11 protein-coding genes and 1 pseudogene are annotated in these 18914 nt (G+C 73.7%); all 12 read left to right on the top strand.

Translation table 11 applies throughout. From position 1 onward, the window contains the following. Positions 1–15: 15 nt before the first annotated feature. Complete coding sequence (locus QE381_RS06485; RefSeq protein ID WP_307216533.1) at positions 16–981, top strand: MoxR family ATPase; 966 nt, start codon at positions 16–18, stop codon at positions 979–981. After that, the gene (locus QE381_RS06490; RefSeq protein WP_307216535.1) at positions 978–2333 is read left to right on the top strand and encodes a DUF58 domain-containing protein; all 1356 of its coding nucleotides are present in this window, start codon (positions 978–980) and stop codon (positions 2331–2333) included. Before QE381_RS06485 ends, QE381_RS06490 begins: the two co-directional genes overlap by 4 nt. After that, on the top strand, positions 2330–4843 hold the full coding sequence (locus QE381_RS06495) for a transglutaminase domain-containing protein (protein ID WP_307216537.1): 2514 nt from the start codon (positions 2330–2332) through the stop codon (positions 4841–4843). The genes QE381_RS06490 and QE381_RS06495 overlap by 4 nt, the downstream gene beginning before the upstream one ends. A gap of 91 nt (positions 4844–4934) precedes the next feature. Continuing rightward, complete coding sequence (locus QE381_RS06500; protein ID WP_307216539.1) at positions 4935–6287, top strand: DUF5684 domain-containing protein; 1353 nt, start codon at positions 4935–4937, stop codon at positions 6285–6287. 11 nt (positions 6288–6298) lie between these two features. Next, entirely contained in the window at positions 6299–7150 is an 852-nt protein-coding gene (locus QE381_RS06505; RefSeq protein WP_307216540.1) for a PP2C family serine/threonine-protein phosphatase, read from the top strand. Then, positions 7147–7851 carry a hypothetical protein gene (locus QE381_RS06510; RefSeq protein ID WP_307216541.1) on the top strand — a complete coding sequence of 235 codons (705 nt, stop codon included), beginning with the start codon at positions 7147–7149 and terminating at the stop codon, positions 7849–7851. The genes QE381_RS06505 and QE381_RS06510 overlap by 4 nt, the downstream gene beginning before the upstream one ends. 80 nt (positions 7852–7931) lie before the next feature. Next, positions 7932–8234 (top strand): FHA domain-containing protein, encoded by a 303-nt coding sequence (locus tag QE381_RS06515; RefSeq protein ID WP_307216542.1) that lies wholly within the window; start codon positions 7932–7934, stop codon positions 8232–8234. Continuing rightward, entirely contained in the window at positions 8231–9730 is a 1500-nt protein-coding gene (locus QE381_RS06520) for a serine/threonine-protein kinase (protein ID WP_307216543.1), read from the top strand. The genes QE381_RS06515 and QE381_RS06520 overlap by 4 nt, the downstream gene beginning before the upstream one ends. 164 nt (positions 9731–9894) lie before the next feature. Continuing rightward, on the top strand, positions 9895–11145 hold the full coding sequence (locus tag QE381_RS06525) for an FHA domain-containing protein (protein WP_307216544.1): 1251 nt from the start codon (positions 9895–9897) through the stop codon (positions 11143–11145). A 48-nt stretch (positions 11146–11193) separates the two neighbouring features. Beyond that, positions 11194–12918, top strand: a complete 1725-nt coding sequence (locus QE381_RS06530) for a hypothetical protein (protein ID WP_307216545.1) — start codon at positions 11194–11196, stop codon at positions 12916–12918. Between the two features lie 34 nt (positions 12919–12952). Further along, positions 12953–14914: a hypothetical protein gene (locus QE381_RS06535; protein ID WP_307216546.1), complete on the top strand. Its 1962-nt coding sequence runs from the start codon at positions 12953–12955 to the stop codon at positions 14912–14914. Between the two features lie 36 nt (positions 14915–14950). Continuing rightward, positions 14951–18884: pseudogene (gene hrpA, locus QE381_RS06540) on the top strand (ATP-dependent RNA helicase HrpA). The last annotated feature ends 30 nt before the right edge of the window (positions 18885–18914 follow it).

Here is an 18914-nt window from a genome sequence, read left to right on the forward strand (position 1 = left end):
CCCGAAAGGACCCCGATGACCATCACCCCCGAGCAGACCGCCTGGTTCCAGGAGACGTTCGACAACCTCGTCGCCAACGTGGAGCAGGTCGTGCTGGGCAAGCGCCACGTGATCGAGCTGGCGTTCACGGCGATGATCTCCGAAGGCCACCTGCTGCTCGAGGACTTCCCCGGAACGGGCAAGACCTCGCTCGCGCGTGCCATGGGCCAGTCCGTGCAGGGCACCTCCAGCCGCATCCAGTTCACCCCGGACCTCCTCCCCGGCGACGTCACCGGCATCACGGTCTACGACCAGAAGAAGGGCGAGTTCGAGTTCCACACCGGCCCGATCTTCGCCAACATCGTGCTGGCGGACGAGATCAACCGGGCGAGCCCGAAGACCCAGTCGGCGCTGCTGGAGGTGATGGAGGAGGGCCAGGTCACCGTCGACGGCGTGACGCGCCCGGTCGGGCTGCCCTTCCTCGTGGTCGCCACGCAGAACCCGGTCGAGCAGGCGGGCACCTACCGGCTGCCGGAGGCCCAGCTCGACCGCTTCATGCTGAAGACCTCGCTCGGCTACCCGGATCACGCCGCGACCGTGCGCATCCTCGAGGGGACCGCCACCACGAAGCGCGAGCTCGCGCCCGTCGTGACCCCGCAGGGGGTCGTGACGCTCGCCGACATCGCCCGCGACGTCTACCTCAACCCGCTCGTGCTCGACTACATCGCCCGGATCGTGGAGGGCACGCGCAACGCCACGCAGGTGCGGCTCGGGGTCAGCGTCCGCGGCGCGCTCGCGCTCACGAAGGCGTCCAAGACCTGGGCCGCGGCCCACGGTCGCAACTACGTGACCCCCGACGACGTGAAGGCGCTCGCCGAGCCCGTGCTCGCGCACCGTCTCATCCTCGATCCCGAGGCGGAGTTCGACGGGGTCACCGCGAACGCCGTCATCGGCCAGGTCCTCCTCGACACCACGCCGCCGACCCAGCGAGAGTCCGTGTGAGCTTCCAGACCGAGTCCCGCATCAGCCGCACATCGGCGGCCACCGGAACCTCGACGTCCCGGACCAGGTACACGACCTCGCGCACCACGACGGTCGTGGTCGTCGGCAGCATCAAGTTCTGGCGTCGCGTGCGCAACGCCGTCGCCGAGGGCTGGACCTGGGTCTCCGAGACGGTCGGGGTGGCCGGATGGCTGCTGGTGGCGACCGTGGTCATCGGGCTCGTGGCGGGACTCATGTTCGGCTGGATCGAGTTCGTCGTGGCGGGCATCATCGCTGCGGCGCTGCTGGTCATGTCGGTGCCGTTCCTGTTCGGCGCCCGCTCCTACTCCGTCGATCTCTCGCTCGGGCACGATCGGGTGGTCGCGGGGACCGAGGTGTCCGGGGCCCTCTCGGTGCGCAACGTCGGGCGGCGCATCGCGCTGCCGGGAAGCGTCGACGTCCCGATCGGCGACGGCATCGTCGAGATCAACGTGCCGCTGCTGCGGGCCGGCGCGACCTTCGACACCGACGTCTCCGTGCCCGCGCACCGGCGCGGGATCATCTCGGTCGGCCCTGCGCGCACCGTCCGGGGCGATCCACTCGGCATCCTCCGCCGCGAGAACACGTGGAAAGACGTGCACACCCTCTACGTGCATCCCGTGACGACGGCGATCCCCTCCACCAGCACCGGGTTCATCCGCGACCTCGAGGGCAACCCCTCGAGCCTCATCGTCGACGCCGACATCTCCTTCCACGCGATCCGCGAGTACGTCCCGGGCGACTCGCAACGGCAGATCCACTGGAAGTCGACCGCGAAGACCGGCACCCTGATGGTCCGCCAGTACGAGGAGTCCCGGCGCTCCCGGATGCTCATCGCCCTCGCGACCGCGGAGAGCGAGTTCGCCACCGACGACGAGTTCGAGCTCGCCGTCAGCGCCGTCGGCTCGCTCGGGGTCCGCGGCATCCGCGACGGCAGGGATGTCAACGTGATCGTCGGGGGCGAGATCCCCGAGTTCGCCCGTCGGGTCACGCGCACGATCCGCGAGCTCCCCACCGTCACGACCCGCGTGCTGCTCGACCAGCTCTCGGGGATCGATCGCGTCGAGTCCGTCAACCCGCTGGTGGATGTCGCCTCCCTCGCGGTCGAGACCCACCGCGACGTCTCGGTCGGCTTCCTCGTGTTCGGCTCGACCGTGACCGCCCACCAGATCCAGTCGGCGGCTCTCGCGTTCCCCTCCGACGTCGGCGTCGCCGCCATCGTCTGCAATCCGGAGGCGGAGCCCGGCTATCGCCGCCTCGGCGAGATCGCGGTCGTCTCGATCGGACTGCTCGACGACCTCCGCCACATCCTCGGACGGGGGGCGGGCGCATGAGCTCCGCGCTCGGCTCGCGTCGCGCCCGCCGGAACCGGCGCACCCAGAGCGAGGCCGCGCGGCGCGGGAGGGTCGCGCTCGGCATCGACGCGATCTTCCTGCTCGCCGTCGCGGCGCTCGGAGTCGTGGCCTGGTGGCCGGTCTACCAGGATGCCTGGCTGCTGCTCGTCGCCGCGGTCGCCTTCGCGATCGCCGCCGCGATCTCGGTCGTCGCCGTGCGACGGCGCTGGCGCTGGTGGTGGGTCGCGGTCACCGCGCTCGGCGCCTACCTCGTTGTCGGCGTGCCGCTGGCGGCCCCGTCGGCGCTCGGCGACCTCTCGCGACTGCCGAACGCGTTCGTCTCCGTCGCGACCGCCCCGGTGACCGGGTGGAAGAACCTCCTCACGCTCGATCTGCCGCTCGGCACCTACCAGGCGACCCTCGCCCCGGCGCTCATCGTCTTCCTCGTCGCGCCCCTCGTGGCCTTCGCCTTCGCCTGGCGCGGACGGCGGACATGGACCCTCGCCATGCCCGCGGCGCTCACGATCCCGGTCACGGGTCTCCTGTTCGGCTCGAGCGCCGTGCGCGGCGTGCTCCGGCTCGGCCCGGTCACGGTCTCCGGCGCCACCGAGCTGCTGACCGGCGTCGGCGCGCTGCTGGCAGCGCTCGCCTGGTACGTCTGGCGCACCGCGTCCTCGCGTGCGCAGGCGCTGCGCGTCGCGCAGTCCGGCTCGGGAGTGACCGTGCGCCGCCAGGGGCGCCCCGCGCTGGGCCGCTGGCTCATCGCGGCGGGGATGACCCTCGTCGCGGTGCTCGTCGCGGTCCTCACCGCGCCCCTGGCACTGGCCGGCACGCCCCGGGACGTGCTGCGGACCGGGGTCGACCCCGACCTGCGCGTCCGCGCCGCGCTGAGCCCTCTGACGACCTACCGGGAGTACTTCAGCGACGACGAGTACGACAAGGTCCTGTTCGACGTCAGCACGGACGGCGCCGACGATCGCGTGCGCGTCGCGACGCTGAGCTTCTACGACGGCGTCGTGGCGCGCGTCATGGATCCCTCCGGCGCTGTCGACGCCCAGCGCACCTCCTTCGTGCGGGTGCCGGCGGGCGCTCCGGGCGCGACGACCCGGTCGACCGTCCGGATCGACGGCTACACCGGAATCTGGGTGCCGGTCGTGGGCCAGCTGAACGGCATCTCCTTCGACGGGGCGAACCGCAGCGCGCTCTCCGACGGCTTCTTCTACAACGACGCCTCCGGGACCGGTGTGCAGCTCGCCGACCCGGGACTCGTGTCGGGCGTCTCGTACACGCAGACCGGGACCGACGCCCGCGCCGGCGACCTCGCGCAGCTCAGCCCGTCCGCCTCGGCGGGGACGCTCATCCCGGAGGATCGCGTGCCCGCGACGGTGACGGACTGGATCAAGGCGCAGGACGCCCCGGCCGACGGCTCGGGTCTCACGCTGCTCATCGACCGGCTCCGCGCGCGCGGGTACCTCAGCCACGCCCTCGACTACGATCCGGCGAATCCCCCGGCATGGGCCGCGGACCTCGGCGGGTACTCCTTCGAGCCGAGTCGGGCGGGACACTCGCTCGACCGCATCGGCGCGCTCTTCGGCTCGCTGCTCCAGCGCCAGCAGGATGTCGGCGGCACCGACGATGCGGCTCTCGTGGCCGCGGCGGGAGACGACGAGCAGTTCGCGGTCGCCGGCGCGCTCATCGCCGACGAGCTCGGCTACGACACGCGGATCGTGCTCGGCGCACGTCTCAGCTCGACGGATGAGACGCTGCCCGCCTGCGAGAACGGTCAGTGCCGCGGCAAGGACATGGCCGCCTGGATCGAGGTGCGCGACACCACGGGAGCGTGGGTCGCGATCGACACGAGCCCGCAGCACCGGAATCCGATCGCCCCCGAGATCGACCAGCGCAGCGATCCGCAGAATCCCACGAAGGTGGAGCCGGAGAAGGCCCAGCTCGTGCCCCCGCCGGATGCGGCGCCCGCCGACGGCGGCTCCTCGAACCAGCAGGACCCGTCCACAGGCCCCGACCTCGGCGCCCTCTGGGCGGGGCTGCGGATCGGCGGGATCGTGCTGCTGATCGCGCTCGTGGTCCTCGGCCCCTTCCTCGCGGTGCTGCTCGCCAAGCTCCTCCGACGTCGGTCACGGCGTCGGGCGGACGATCCGGTGGCTCGCGTCGTCGGAGGCTGGGACGAGTACGTCGACACCGCGGTGGATCACGGGATGCCGCTCCCCCGGACTCAGACCCGCGTCGAGCTCGCGGAGCTGTACGACGCGGAGCGGACGGGCGGCGCGGTCGCGATCGCGACCTGGGCGGACCGCTCGGTGTTCGCCTACGACGCGCCGAGCGATGCCGAGAGCGAGGCGTTCTGGGAGCTCGTGGAAGGCGAACGTCGGCGCATGGCGTCGGAGCTGGGCTGGTGGCGGCGACTGCGCACGCGCCTCTCGCTGCGGTCGCTCCGCCGGTCCGCAGGACGAGCGCTCGTCGCATCGGAGAGGCAGCGCAAACGCCGCTAGGGTGATCCCCACGGAGGGGCCTTCCCCCGCGGGATGATGAGTCGGTGCCCCGTGGCCGACGGAGAAGGGACGCAGAGTGCACGTGATCTTCATGAGCGAGCCGAACGTGGGCGCCGCCATCGGCGCGGGCCTGTTCGCGCTTCTCATCCCGCTCGCCCTCTACGTGTGGGTCGCGCTCGCGCTCGGCGCGGTCTTCCGCAAGACGGGCGAGCCGTCCTGGAAGGCCTGGGTCCCGATCCTCAACTCCTGGACCCTGCTCGAGCTGGGCGGCCAGGCGGGCTGGTGGGCGCTGCTCGCTCTGCTGCCCGTGGTCAACATCGTCGCCGTCGTCTTCACGATCATCGCCCTCCATGCCGTGAACACCCGCTTCGGTCTCGGCGTGGGCTACACGGTTCTCGGCGTGCTCGTCTTCCCCGTCTGGGCGAGCATCGTGGGCTGGGGCTCCGCGCGCCCGCTCGTCGGCGGAGGGGTGGAGACGACCGGCTACGAGCCCCGCCCCACGCCGCCGCCCCCGGGCCCGTTCACGCCGAACGCGTCCACGGGCCCGGCCACACCCCCGGCACCGGCCTCGTTCGCCCCCGCTCCCCCGCCTCCGCCCTCGTTCGCGCCCGCCCCCGCGGCACCGGGCTTCGCGGCGGCACCGCCGCCTCCCGCGCCTCCGGCGTTCGCACCCGCTCCTCCGCCGCCGCCCTCGTTCGCCCCCGCTCCCCCGCCGCCACCCGCCTTCACCCCCGCGCCGCCGTCGGCGGCCCCGGCGCCCCCGTCGTTCGCTCCGGCACCCCCGCCGACGCCTCCGGCACCGCCCGCACCCCCGGCACCGCGCGCCTTCGCCGCGGCGCCTCCGGCGCCGGCGGTCGCCCCCGCGCCGGCCGGAGCGCCCTCCTTCGCGCCGCCGCCACCGCCGCCCACCACGGCCGTCCCGGCGCCCGCGGTCGCCGAGCCCGCACCCGCCCCGACCGCAGACTCCTGGGCACCGCCCACCGCGGCCGTGCCCGCCGCGGCGACGACGGCCATCCCGGTCGTCGCCGCGCCCGCGCCGGAGCCGGCCACGGTCGCCCCGGAGCCGGCCGCATCCGCCGGCGTCGACGAGGACGACGAGCGCACGGTCATCGCCCCGCGTCGCCGTCGTGAGCACCGGCTGGTGCTGCCGACCGGCTCGGAGGTCGCACTCACCTCCGACATCGTGCTGCTCGGCCGTGCGCCCGTCGCCACGGCGGCGACGGGCGGAGCGCAGCTGGTGTCGGTCGACGACGAGACCAAGACGATCTCCAAGACCCACTCGATCCTCCGCCGCACGGCGGAGGGCTGGTCGATCGAGGACCTCGGCTCCACCAACGGCACCGCTCTCGTCCTGGACGACGCGGAGGTCGAGCTCGTCGGCGTCCAGCCGCTCACGCCGCGGTTCTTCCTCGGCGACGCCGAACTGCGTATCGTCGAGGGGTGAAGGCAGGGCAGATGACCGTGATGACGCCGCTCTCGCTCAGCGTAGGAGCTCAGACCGATGCCGGTCGGCGACGCACGGTGAACGAGGACTCCTACCTCGCGGAGTACCCGGTCTTCGTCGTGGCCGACGGCATGGGCGGCCACGACGCGGGCGACCTCGCGAGCGCAGCCGTCGTCGAGGCCTTCCGTCCGCTCGTCGGTCAGGAGGACGTGCCGCCCGAGGCCGTGACGGCCGCGGTCGCGCGTGCCCACGCGGCCGTCGGGCAGATCGGCGGCGCCACCCACCGCGGGGCGGGATCGACCCTGACCGGTATCGTCGCGGTGCGGCAGAACGAGAATCGGCTCTGGCTCGTCGTGAACATCGGAGACTCCCGCGTGTACCGGCTCATCGGCAACTCGCTGCAGCAGGTGACGGTCGACCACTCCGTGGCGCAGGAGATGGTCGACGCCGGCACGCTCGCGCGCGACCAGATGTCCAATTACAAGGGACGCAACGTCATCACGCGCGCCGTCGGCGACCCTGCGAGCGAGGCGGACTACTGGCTCGTGCCGATGGTGACGGGCGAACGGCTGCTCGTGTGCTCGGACGGGCTGTCGGGCGAGCTCGCCGACGAGGCGCTGCGTGCGGGGCTCGCCCTCGGCGGCGGCACCGCGCAGACGGCGCACTCGCTCGTCGCCCAGGCCGTGGAGCGCGGGGGTCGCGACAACATCACCGCGATCGTGGTCGACGTCCTCGCGGGCGGCGCGAATCCCGACTCCGACGACGTGACGGGAGGGCTCGCGCACACCGGGGCCGCGGCGACCTCCTCGATCGCGCTGGACGAGGACACACGCCCGTCCGTCCGGAGAGGACGTCGGCGATGAGCGGCTGGTCCTACGTTCCCGGACCGCATCCGGCCATCCTCCGCGAGAACACGCTGATCGCGATCTCGGGCGAGGGCGCCGAGGCGAGCGCCCGCACGCTGCTGGCGACCGTCACCGCCGCCACCCCGCTCGAGGACGTCATCGACGTCCTCATCGCGGACGGCCTCGGAAAGGCTCCGGACTTCTTCGTCGGCACCCTCGTCGACGGATCCCTCACGGCGTTCGTGCGCGGCAGCGCCGTCGTGACGGTCGAGGACGACCGTTGGCATCGCTTCTACGTCAACGGCCAGCACGCCCGCACCTGGCAGGAGCTCGCGCTCGACGGCGTCGCCCGCATCGCCGTCGGCTTCAGCGCACCGACCCGGATCGATCTGCTGTCGGTCCCGGATGAGGAGCGCGAGGCGCAGCCGGGTCCGCTCGGCGTCGCCGAGGTCGTGTTCCGATCGCCGCAGCCGCTCGCGCCGCTGTTCACCGTCGTGGGGCCGCCGGTCGCCGCGCCGCGGACCGCGGAGTTCGCGGACGCGTTCCCGGACGACCTGTTCGTCCCCGTCGATCCGGAGCTGGACGGCGAGACGAGAGTCACCTCCCTCGACCCGGTCGCGACGCTGCCCTCGACGGCGGACGAGCCTGCCCTGGCGCCCCCCCTCCCGGCTGCGGCGCTGCCGCCGGCGCCGCCCGTCGCGCGGTCGAGCCGGCTCTGATCGCGGCGCCGCTGCCGCCCGCGGCCGTCGACGAGGGGCCACGGCCCCCGGCCACCGTCATCCTGCCCGACGGGCGCCGGGTGCCGATCACCGGGACCATGATCATCGGCCGGGGCCCTCGGTCCGACCGCGTCACGGGCGGTCGGCTGCCGACGCTCGTCCCGCTCCAGGGCGCCCCCGGCGACGTGTCGCGCAATCATGTGCGCGTCTCGATCGCCGGGGAGGGCGTCGTGGTCGAGGACCTCGGATCCGCGAACGGCACGACCGTGATCAGCGGCGCGGGCGGCGCGCGGCGGCTCCAGTCCGGCGAGGCCGCCCTGCTCGACACCGGCGCGGTCCTCGACCTCGGCGGGGTGCGGCTGCGCGTGGAAGACCTGACGTGATCCAGCCCCCGGCACTCCCCGGGCTGAGCGTCGAAGGGCTGATCCACTCGGGCGCGTCCGCCGACGTGTATCTGTGCCGACGGCTGAGCGACGGCCGGTCCGTGGCGGTCAAGGTGTTCCGAGCGGCTCCGGCGGACGCGGAGGCCGCCCGCGCCTTCCTCACCGAGGCCGCCGCCCTCGTCGCGCTGTCGTCCCATCCGGCCGTCGTGACGATCCACCACGCCGACGTCGCCCCCGACGGCCGGGCGCTCCTGGTCATGGAGCACTGCTCACGCCCGGGCGTGGCCGAACGGCTGCGCGCCGGCGGGCTGTCGGTGGCCGAGACGCTGCAGACGATGATCCGCATCTCGGGCGCGGTCGAGTCCGCGCACCGGGCCGGGATCCTGCATCGCGCGCTCGCACCGGCTCATGTGCTCACGACCGACTACGGGTGGCCGGCGCTGGGCGGCTTCGACGTCTCGACGATCGCGTCGGGCGCCGCCGCGCACGCACGCGCCTGGAGCGCCCCGGAGGTGCTCGCGGGAGCGCCGGCGGAACCCCGTTCGGATGTCTACGGCCTCGCGGCGACCACGTTCACGCTGCTCGCCGGCACGCGACCGTTCGACCCCGACGGACGTGCCGACGACGCCGAGCGGACGGCACGGATCCTGTCGGCGCCGGTGCCCGTGCTGCCGAGGTCGGACGCCCCCGAGGCGCTTCATCGGATCCTCCGGCTCGGGATGGCGAAGGACCCCTCCCATCGGCCGGCCTCGGCCGCGGAGTTCGCACTCGCTCTGCAACGGGTCGAGCAGGAGCTGAACCTTCCCACCACTCATCTGGACGTCGCCGGGAGCGTCGCCGCTGAGCCGGAGGATCGGACGACGCTCGTCCGGCGACCTGCCGCGGAACCCGACGACCGCACCAGCATCGTCTCCCGCCCCGAGCCCGACGACCGCACGACGCGGGTCGCGCGGGACACGGCCTCGCCGGTCCCCGCACCGCGCCTCGAGGACCGGACGATGCTCGTCCGACGTCCGCCCGCGGAGCCTGAGGACAGGACCACCGTCGTTCCTCGGCGGCAGCCGTCGAACGACGCCGGCCCCGAGCCGGAGGACAGGACGATGCTCGTGCGGAGGCCGGCCGCCGAGCCGGAGGACCGGACCTCCCTCGTGCAGCGCCCCGAGCCGGAGGACAGGACGATGCTCCGTGGGGCGCGCCCGCCCCGCGCCGACGCTCCGACCGGACGCGCGGCGCCCGCCGCATCCCGCACGGCCTACGACCCGGGAGCGGAGGGCGCCCAACGGCTCGCCTACGGAGTTCGGGACGCCCTGCCGACGCCCCCGGTGCAGCGTGCCGCCCCCTCGCCCGTCGCGCCCCCGATCCCGACGTCGGGGGCCGCGTCCCACGGGCGCGCGCGGGCACGACTGCGGCGACGGCTGATCCTTCTCGCCGCCGGCACCGCGCTCGTCCTGGCCGCGACGATCTGCGCGATCGTGCTCCTGGCCACGGCCGGCTGACCGAGGTTTCCCTCGGGCCTTCACGGCGCGCGACCGGCGGCTCTGCGGGGGGTCAGCGGGACGTCCGTCACTCCCGCGTACGGCCGCGGAACCGCTAGGGTGAGGAGCTAGCCGGCGCAGCGCACACGGACATCGCGCACGCGCGCGGCACGGGGGGATGTGAGATGCCGCACGCGTCGTCGACGGATGTCGCCGGTTTCGAGACCGCGCTGACGGCGGAGCGCGTCGCCGCGTGCGCCTACCTCGCGGCCCAGCGCTCGGCCACGCGGCAGGCGTCCTACGTCCCGGCGGCGGCGACGCCGGGCCAGCCGCGGTTCACGGTCCTGGATGCCGGCCGTTCCCCGCTCGCGGAGCTCACGGTGACCATGCGGCTCTCCGGCGGTCGTACGCAGGTCACGGTCTCGGCGAGCGCCGACCCGGGTCCGGCCGCCAACGCGGCCGTCCTGGGTTTCGTGGCGGCGCTGCATCGCGCACTCGGCGACCTCGACCCCACGGTCGGCGAGACCGCCATGGCCGCCACCGCCCCCACGCCCTTCCCCGCGACATCCGCGTCGGCCCCGCCGACGAGCCCCGCCTTCGGCTCTCCGCCCTTCGCCACCGCGCCGCCGCCTCCGCCGCCGTCCTCGTTCGGCGCGCCACCGCCGCCCCCACCGCCGTCGTTCCCCGCGCCACCGACACCGCCGCCCCCACCGCCGTCCTTCGCCGCACCGCCGGCGTCCTCGTTCGGCGCGCCACCGCCACCCCCACCGGCGTCCTCGTTCGGCGCGCCACCGCCGTCCTTCGCCGCACCGCCGCCACCCCCACCGCCGCCCTTCGCCGCACCGCCGCCGCCGTCTTCGACCGCGACACCGCCGTCGTTCGCCGCACCGCCCCCACCGCCTCCCGCCGCAGCCCCGGCTGCCTCCACGGTGCCGCCCCCGCCCGCACCGGCGATTCCGGCTTTCGAGCCCCCTCCCACCACCTCGTTCGCGCCCCCGCCCCCCGTGTCGGCGTTCGCCCCGACGCCCGCCGCTCCCGCCCCGACGGGTGGCACCACGGAGGCCGACGAGGACGCGGACGCCACGATCCTCACACCGCGGAACCGGCCGGCGACGTGGCGCCTCCGGCTGCCGGACGACTCGCTCGTCGCGCTGCCCGCGGTCGCCGTCATCGGGCGGCGACCGGCTCCGCCCTCATCCCATCCGACGGCGCAGGCGGTCATTCTGCTCGACCCCGTGCGGATGCTCTCGAAGTCGCACGCGGTGCTGGAATCGGACGCCGAAGGGGTCTGGGTCACCGACCTCGGCTCGACCAACGGCACCATGCTCCTGCCCGCCGACGGAGCAGCGCGCGAGTGCGCCGCGGGGGAACGCCTCCGCGTCGCACCGGGCGATGCGCTCCTGCTCGCCGAGCTGCGCGTCGACCTGGTGCCCTGACACCGCACCGCCACGATCCATCTGCCCCGCACCACAAGGACACACACCATGACGGACCCGTACTCCGAGCTCCAAGACCCGTCGACCTCCCCGCAGCGTCTCTCCGAGCTCGCCGCCGCCCACCCGGAGCTCGGCCCCTGGATCGCCGCGCACCCGAACGCCTACCCCGAGCTGCAGCAGTGGATCGCGACCTACGCGCAACCGGCGCCGCCCGAGCCCGCGGCGGCCCCCGCCGCGGAGTCCGTGCAGCCCGCCGCGACGACCCCGGCCGCGCCGCCCGCCGATCCCTTCGCCCAACCCGCGCCGCCGGTGGATCCCTTCGGCGGCCCCGCGGCGGCCGGGCCCGCAGCATACGCTCAGGAGCCCGCGTCGCCCTTCCCCGGCGCGGCGCCGTACACCGCCTCCTCCCCCGCATCGCAGGACGGTGCACCGGCACCCACGACGCCGCGCAAGAGCCGCAAGGGCCTCGTGATCGGGCTCTCGATCGGCGTGGTCGTCGCGCTCGTGCTCGCCGGCGGTGGCGTGTGGTGGTTCTTCGCCTCGCGTCTGGGCGGTGCATCGAGCCCGGAGGCGGCCTTCTCGAAGCTGGTCTCGGGAGTCGAGGGCATGGACCCGCTCACCCTGTACGGCTCTTTCGCCCCGAGCGAGGTCGGGCTGCTGAAGGACCCCATCGAGAAGATCGTGAACGCCCGGCCGAAGGATGCCGACAAGGGCGTCGACGTGCAGAAGCTGCTCGATCAGATCAGGTCCAACGTCCACGTCGGCGCGAAGGACATGACCTACACGACCGCCCCGATCGCCGACACGGTCGCGCGCGTCACCTGGACCGGCGGCCAGATCACGATCGACGGCGACGCCGCGAAGATCGCCGACGCCGTCGTCCGCGCCTATGAGCCCGCGCTGCGCTCGCAGTACGAGCAGATGGGCTACGGCTCGTCCGAGATCGACGACGCGATCGCCGACCAGAAGCGCTCCCTCACCGACGAGATCGACCTGCCGCAGACCATCACGCCGGAGAAGGTCTCGGGCGACAGCGGCATCCCGGCCTCCCTCGTGATGGTCGACGAAGGGAGCGGCTGGTACGTGAGCCCCCTGCTGAGCTACGCCGACATCGCCTACCAGCAGAGCAGAGACTCCGCGAGGCTCGGCACCCTCGGCACCGAGATCGTCCCCGCCACGAGCTACTCGACACCGGAGGACGCCGCATCCGGGCTCGCTCAGGCGGCCCTCTCCGGCGACATCGACCAGCTGGCGGGCTCGCTGCCCCTGGCAGAGCGGCGCCTCCTGTCGATCTACGGCTCGGCTCTGCCCCAAGGGGTGCGCGACTCGTACCGGAGCGCGGTCAGGAACGTCTCGCTGACGGACTCGTCCTTCGCCTCGACCATCGACGGGGACCACGCCCGGCTGTCCATCACGAAGCTGGGCGTCAGCGTCCGCACCCCGAACCAGGATGTCGGCAAAGACCTCGTGTCCACCTGGAGCATCGCGGGAACCTGCGCGGACTGGTCCTATGAGTACCCGTCCTACAACGGCTACTCCTTCTCTCGGCGAGGATCGAGCTGGAGCGTCGAGACGGCTCAGGGCTCGGGCTGTCTCGCGGACATCCCGGGGGCGACCAAGCTCGGCGCCGACGACCTCGCGCTCATCGCGGTCAAGGAGGACGGCGGCTGGCTCGTGAGCCCGACCGCCACGATCGGCGACGCGATCGGCGTCGTCACGACCCACATCCTGCCCTACTACGAGAGCGGCACGCTGGACGAGCTGTTCCAGTGACACGCGCCGCCCGCATCGACGAAGGACCCACACCGTGACGTACGACCCCTCCGCCTACCCGCCCGCGCAGCCCACCGGCGCCTATCCCCCGCCGCAGCCCACCGGCGCGTACCCGGCCGGCGGGTATCCGCAGCCCACCGGGGCCTACCCGGCCGGCGGCGGCTACCCGCAGCCCACGACCTGGGAGGCGCCGGCGGCGTCCGCGCCGGCGCCTGCCCAGCCGCGGCCGAACCCGCTCGCCACGATGCCGGTCTCGGACTGGGTCCGCGACGGCGCGGCCCTCGTCCTGCTGCTCGTCTCGCTCGCGATGCCGTGGTCGTTGCGCTTCACCATCGGCTCGTACGACGGAGGGTACGTCGCGGTCGGCGCGACACGCATCGAGGTCGTGCTGATCACGGTCCTGTCGGTGCTCTCGCTCGCCGTCACCTACCTCGCACGGTTCGGCGCGCTCGGCGCCGGCATGACCACGGGCAGGACGGCAGCCCTCCGAGCCGCCCTCAACGCCCCTTACGCCCTCCTGATCCTCGTGTACGTCGTGCTGGACGCGGCGAAGGTCGGCGACCTCGGCACGGGCGTCGGGCTCGGCGCGGGCGCGACGCTCGGGCTCGCCGGCGCCCTGTTCGCCGCGTCGCCGCGTGCGCACGAGGTGGGCGCCGCAGACCGGCGCTGGCCGATCGTGCGCGCGGCCTACACGGGCACCGCCGTGTTCTTGGGCGTCGTGGCCCTCACCGTGCTCATCGGGCTCATCCTGCTCTCCGTGGCCCTGTCGGGACTCATGCTCTCGTACGGGCAGTACACCTCCCTCGCCGATGGCCTCGGCGCCCCCTCCGCTCCGACGGGCGTGCTCATCGCGGTCGGCTTCGCGGGCGTCGTGGCCTTCGACGCCGCCGTCCTGGTGCCGGCGGTGTTCGTGCTCCGACGTTCCCCGAGCGCGCCGCGCATCGCCGCCGCCGTCGGGATCGCCGTGCTCGTCGCGACCGTGATCGCCTCCTTCACGGGCTTCTCACTCGGGATGGGCATCGTCTCGCTCTCCCAGGGCGGATACGTCTTCCTGTGGCTGGGCGCGTTCGCGGCCGTCATGACCTCGCCCGCGCTGCTGGCCGGCATGCGCCCGCAGGCGCCGCTGACGACCTGGTTCGTCGCGGCTCGCCAGACGCTCGTCGTCACGGTCGTGGTCTCCGGCGTCCTGGCGGTGTTCGCCGTCGCGGCGCTCGTCGTCGGAGGCAGCGTCGGCTTCTTCATCGGCATCCTGCTGTGCCAGGTGGTCTCGGCCGTGGGCGCGCTGATCGGACGCGTCCAGCTGGTCTCGGCACCCGAGCGCTCCCGCACCGTCGTCCTGTCGATCGTGGGCGGCATCGCCGCGGTGCAGCTCGTCGCGCTCATCCTGGCCGGGGTCTCGCAGGGCGGGAGCAGCATGATCGGATTCCTCTCGATCGTTCCCGTTACCTACCTGGTGGCGGTCGGCCTGCCCGCGTTCGTCGCCTACGCGCTCACGGTCCCCCGCGACGTCCGGGCCTACTACGCGGCCCACGCCCCGAAGCGACCGACCGCGTACGCGGCACCGCAGGGCTACGCGCCGCAGACCTACCCGCCGGCCGGGGCGCCGCAGACGGCGGGGTATCCGGAGCCGCAGCAGGCGTATGCTCAGCAGCCCACGCCGGCCGCTCCGCAGCAGTACGCGCCGCCCGCTGCCGAGCCCCCGGCCTACGCGCCCGCGGCACCGACCTACGCGCCCGCCGCGCCGGAGGTCCCGGCCTACGCGCCCGCCGCGCCGGAGGTCCCGGCCTACGCGCCCGCCGCACCGCCGGTGCGCGAGGAGGCCCGCCGCGCCGCCGATCCGTCGACCCCCGCAGAGGAGCTTTACGGCTACACCTCCGACCCGGCCCTGTGGCCCGCCCTCGCGGCGAACCCGGCGCTGTATCCCGAGCTCGTCTCGTGGCTCGCCGCAACGGGAGACCCGCAGGTGCTCGCCGCCCTCCGCGCGCGCGGCGCGTAGAGCCCGGCGTCCGCGGGCGGGATACCATCGGAGGCTGTGTCCTCGCCCGTCCCCGTGATCTCCTACCCGCCGGAGCTGCCCGTCAGCGCCGCGCGGGACGAGATCGCGCGCGCGATCGCCGACCACCAGGTCGTGATCGTGGCGGGAGCCACCGGGTCGGGCAAGACGACGCAGCTGCCGAAGATCTGCCTGGAGCTCGGCCGCACCCGCATCGCGCACACGCAGCCGCGGCGCATCGCCGCCCGGACGGTCGCCGAACGCATCGCGGAAGAGCTGCAGGTCCCGCTCGGCACGGCCGTCGGGTACAAGGTGCGCTTCACCGACAAGGTGTCCGCGGACACGCAGGTCGCCCTCGTGACCGACGGGATCCTCCTCAACGAGATCCATCGCGACCGGCTGCTCACCCGCTACGACACGATCATCATCGACGAGGCGCACGAGCGATCGCTCAACATCGACTTCCTCCTCGGCTACCTTCGGCGCATCCTGCCGCGTCGGCCCGACCTGCGGGTCATCGTCACGAGCGCCACGATCGACCCGGAGAGCTTCGCCGCGCACTTCGCGGACGCGGCGGGGACACCGGCTCCCATCATCGAGGTGTCCGGCCGCACGTACCCCGTCGAGGTCCGCTACCGCCCGCTCGTGTCCACAACTCAGGCAGAAGACCCCGGGAAACCGGTTTCTGCCACCCCGGAGCCCCCGAACAGCCTGAGTTATGAGCAGGGCGAGGAGGACGAGGTCTCGGCGATCGTCGCGGCCCTGCGCGAGCTCGACCGGGAACCCGCGGGCGACGTGCTCGTGTTCCTCCCCGGCGAGGCCGAGATCCGCGACGCGGCCGATGCCGTTCGCGGCGCCTACGCGAAGGATGCCGCCCCCACCGAGGTGCTTCCTCTCTACGGCCGGCTCTCCGCCGCCGAGCAGCATCGCGTCTTCGAGCCCTCGCGCGTCGCCGGCGTGCGCCGCCGTGTCGTGCTCGCGACCAACGTCGCCGAGACGAGCCTCACGGTCCCCGGCATCCGCTACGTCATCGACACCGGCACGGCCCGCGTCTCCCGCTACAGCAGCCGTTCGAAGATCCAGCGACTGCCGATCGAGGCGATCTCGCAGGCATCCGCGTCCCAGCGCGCCGGTCGCGCGGGACGCACCGCGCCGGGCGTCGCGATCCGCCTCTACGCCGAGGACGACTTCGACCGCCGCCCCGAGTTCACGGAGCCGGAGATCCTCCGCACCTCGCTCGCGAGCGTCGTGCTGCAGATGCTCGCGCTCGGGTTCGGCGACATCTCGTCCTTCCCCTTCCTCACGCCGCCCGACTCGCGGGGGGTCGCCGCGGCCTTCGATCTGCTGGTCGAGCTCGGAGCCGTGCGCCGCGACCGTGAGGGCACCCACCTCACCCGGGTCGGGCGCGAGATCGCGAGGCTCCCGATCGATCCGCGCTTCGCGCGCATGCTCGTCGAGGCCGAGCGCACGGACGTCCTCCCCGGCGTCCTCGCGATCGTCGCGGGGCTCTCGATCCAGGATGTCCGCGAGCGGCCGGACGAGCAGCGCGAGCAGGCGGCCGCATCCCATGCCCGCTTCACGGATCCGACGAGCGACTTCCTCACCCTGCTGAACCTGTGGAACCACCTGCGCGAGCAGCAGGCCGAGCTCGGCTCCAGCGCCTTCCGGCGGCTGTGCCGGGCGGAGTTCCTCAACTACGTGCGCGTGCGCGAGTGGTTCGACGTGCACCGGCAGCTGTCCCAGCTGCTGCGGGCGCCGAAGGATGCGGCGGCGACGGAGCCCGCGCCCGACGCGATCCACCGCGCGCTGCTGTCCGGACTCCTCTCGCACATCGGCGTGCTCGACGAACGCGATGCCAAGGCCGCGAAGGGCAAGCCGACCCGTCCCGACTACCGCGGCGCCCGCGGGGCGCGGTTCGCGATCTTCCCCGGCTCGGGGCTCCGGAAGCGCGCACCGCAGGCGGTCATGGCCGCCGAGCTCGTCGAGACGAGCCGGCTCTATGCCCGAACGGTCGCGGCGATCGACCCGGCGTGGGCGGAGCCGCTGGCCGGCGATCTCGCCAAGCGGCAGCTGAGCGACCCGCACTGGTCCAAGGACGCGGGTGCGGCCGTCGCCGCCGAGAAGGTCACCCTCTTCGGCGTCGAGATCATCCCGCGCCGCCGCGTTCAGCTCGCGCGGGTGGACCGACCCCTCGCCCGCGAGATGTTCCTGCGCCACGCGCTCGTCGACGGCGACTGGAACGAGGCCGCGCTGCCGAAGCCGCTCACGGCTTTCGCGAGGCGCAACCTCGAGCTGCGCCGCCGGCTCGAGAAGGTCGAGGAGCGCGAACGCCGGCGCGACATCCTCGCGGGAGACGAGGCCGTCTACGGCTTCTACGACGCGCGCGTTCCCGCTGACGTCTTCGACGTGCGGTCGTTCGAGGCGTGGTGGCGGGAGACGTCCGCCCGCACGCCTCGACTGCTCGACCTGTCCGAGGCCGACCTGGTCGAGGAGAGCAGCCGTGCCGACGAGCGCGACTTCCCGACGCGCTGGCGACAGGGGGATCAGGTGCTCTCCCTCGCCTACCGGTTCGAGCCGGGAGCGCCCGACGACGGCGTGACCGTCGTCGTCCCCGTCGCCCTCCTCGCACAGCTGCGCCCCGACGGCTTCGACTGGCAGGTCCCGGGCATGCGGGACGAGCTCATCGCCGGCCTCATCCGTGTCCTCCCCAAGGCCATCCGCCGGCACGTCGTTCCCGCCGCGGACTGGGCGGCGCGTTTCGCCGAGGATCTCGCCGCCGCGGGCCCCGAGCATCACGACGGCCTCCCGCCGACGACGCTGCGCGAAGCGCTCGCCGCCCGCATCCAACGCGTGGCGTCGCAGCCGGTCAGCGCCGCGGACTTCGATCTGGAGCGCCTGCCGACGCACCTGGGCGTCTCGTTCCGTGTCGTCGACACCCGCGGACGTGCGATCGGCTCGGGCCGCGATCTCGCCGAGCTCCAGGGTCGGCTGGCCGGGCGCGCGCAGGATGCGGTCGCCCGGACGCTCCGCGCCGCCCCGACCGGGGCACGGCGCGGACCGTCGCCGGGCCCGTCCCCGGCAGGAGCTGCGGCCGCCCCCTCCGCGCTCGAGCGCACGGGGCTCACCGATTGGACGTTCGGCGAGCTTCCCGAGCTCGTGGACACGACCGTGCCCGGCGGTGTCGTGCGCGGCTATCCCGCCCTGGTCGACACCGGCGCAGCGGTCGATCTGCGCATGGAGGCGACTCCGGATGCCGCGGCACGGGCGACCCGCGCCGGCGTCCGGCGCCTCGTGCTCCTGGCCTCGCCGTCTCCCGCCGCGTACGTGCTCGACCATCTGACCGCGACCGAGAAGCTGGCCCTCGCCGCCTCGCCCTATCCGAACGCGAAGGCGCTCGTCGAGGACGCCCGGATCGCCGTCGCCCGACGCGGTCATCGCCCGCGTGGAGCCGAGCGGGATCGTGCGCGACCGCATCGGGTTCGAGCGGCTGCGCGACGCCTTCTCGGCCGCCGTGACGGAGGACCTGTTCCAGGCCGTCTCCCTGAGCGCCCGCATCCTGATCGCGCATCGCGAGGTCGAGCGCGAGCTCGCCCGCCAGAACTCGCTCACCCTGCTCGGCGCTTTGAACGACGTCCGCGGCCAGCTCTCCGGTCTCGTCTTCGCGGGATTCGTCTCCCGGACCGGGCTCGCGCGGCTCGCGCACTACCCGCGGTACCTGCGCGGCGCGCTCGATCGCGTGAAGGGGCTCGCGGACAATCCGGGACGCGACCGGCAGCGGCTCACCGAGTACGAGCGGACCGCCGCCGCCTTCGCGGAGGCGGGGGGCGCGATTCCGCCGGCCGCAGACGCCCCGCCGCACCTGGTGCGTGCCCGGTGGCTGTTGGAGGAGCTCCGGGTGAGCCTGTTCGCGCAGCCGCTCGGGACCGCCGAACCCGTCTCCCCGCAGCGCATCGCGAAGGCGCTGCGGCCCTGACGCGGAATACGTCGCGCACCGCAGCGTTCC

It is taken from the genome of Microbacterium sp. SORGH_AS_0888, from assembly GCF_030818905.1.
Taxonomy (GTDB): Bacteria; Actinomycetota; Actinomycetes; order Actinomycetales; family Microbacteriaceae; genus Microbacterium.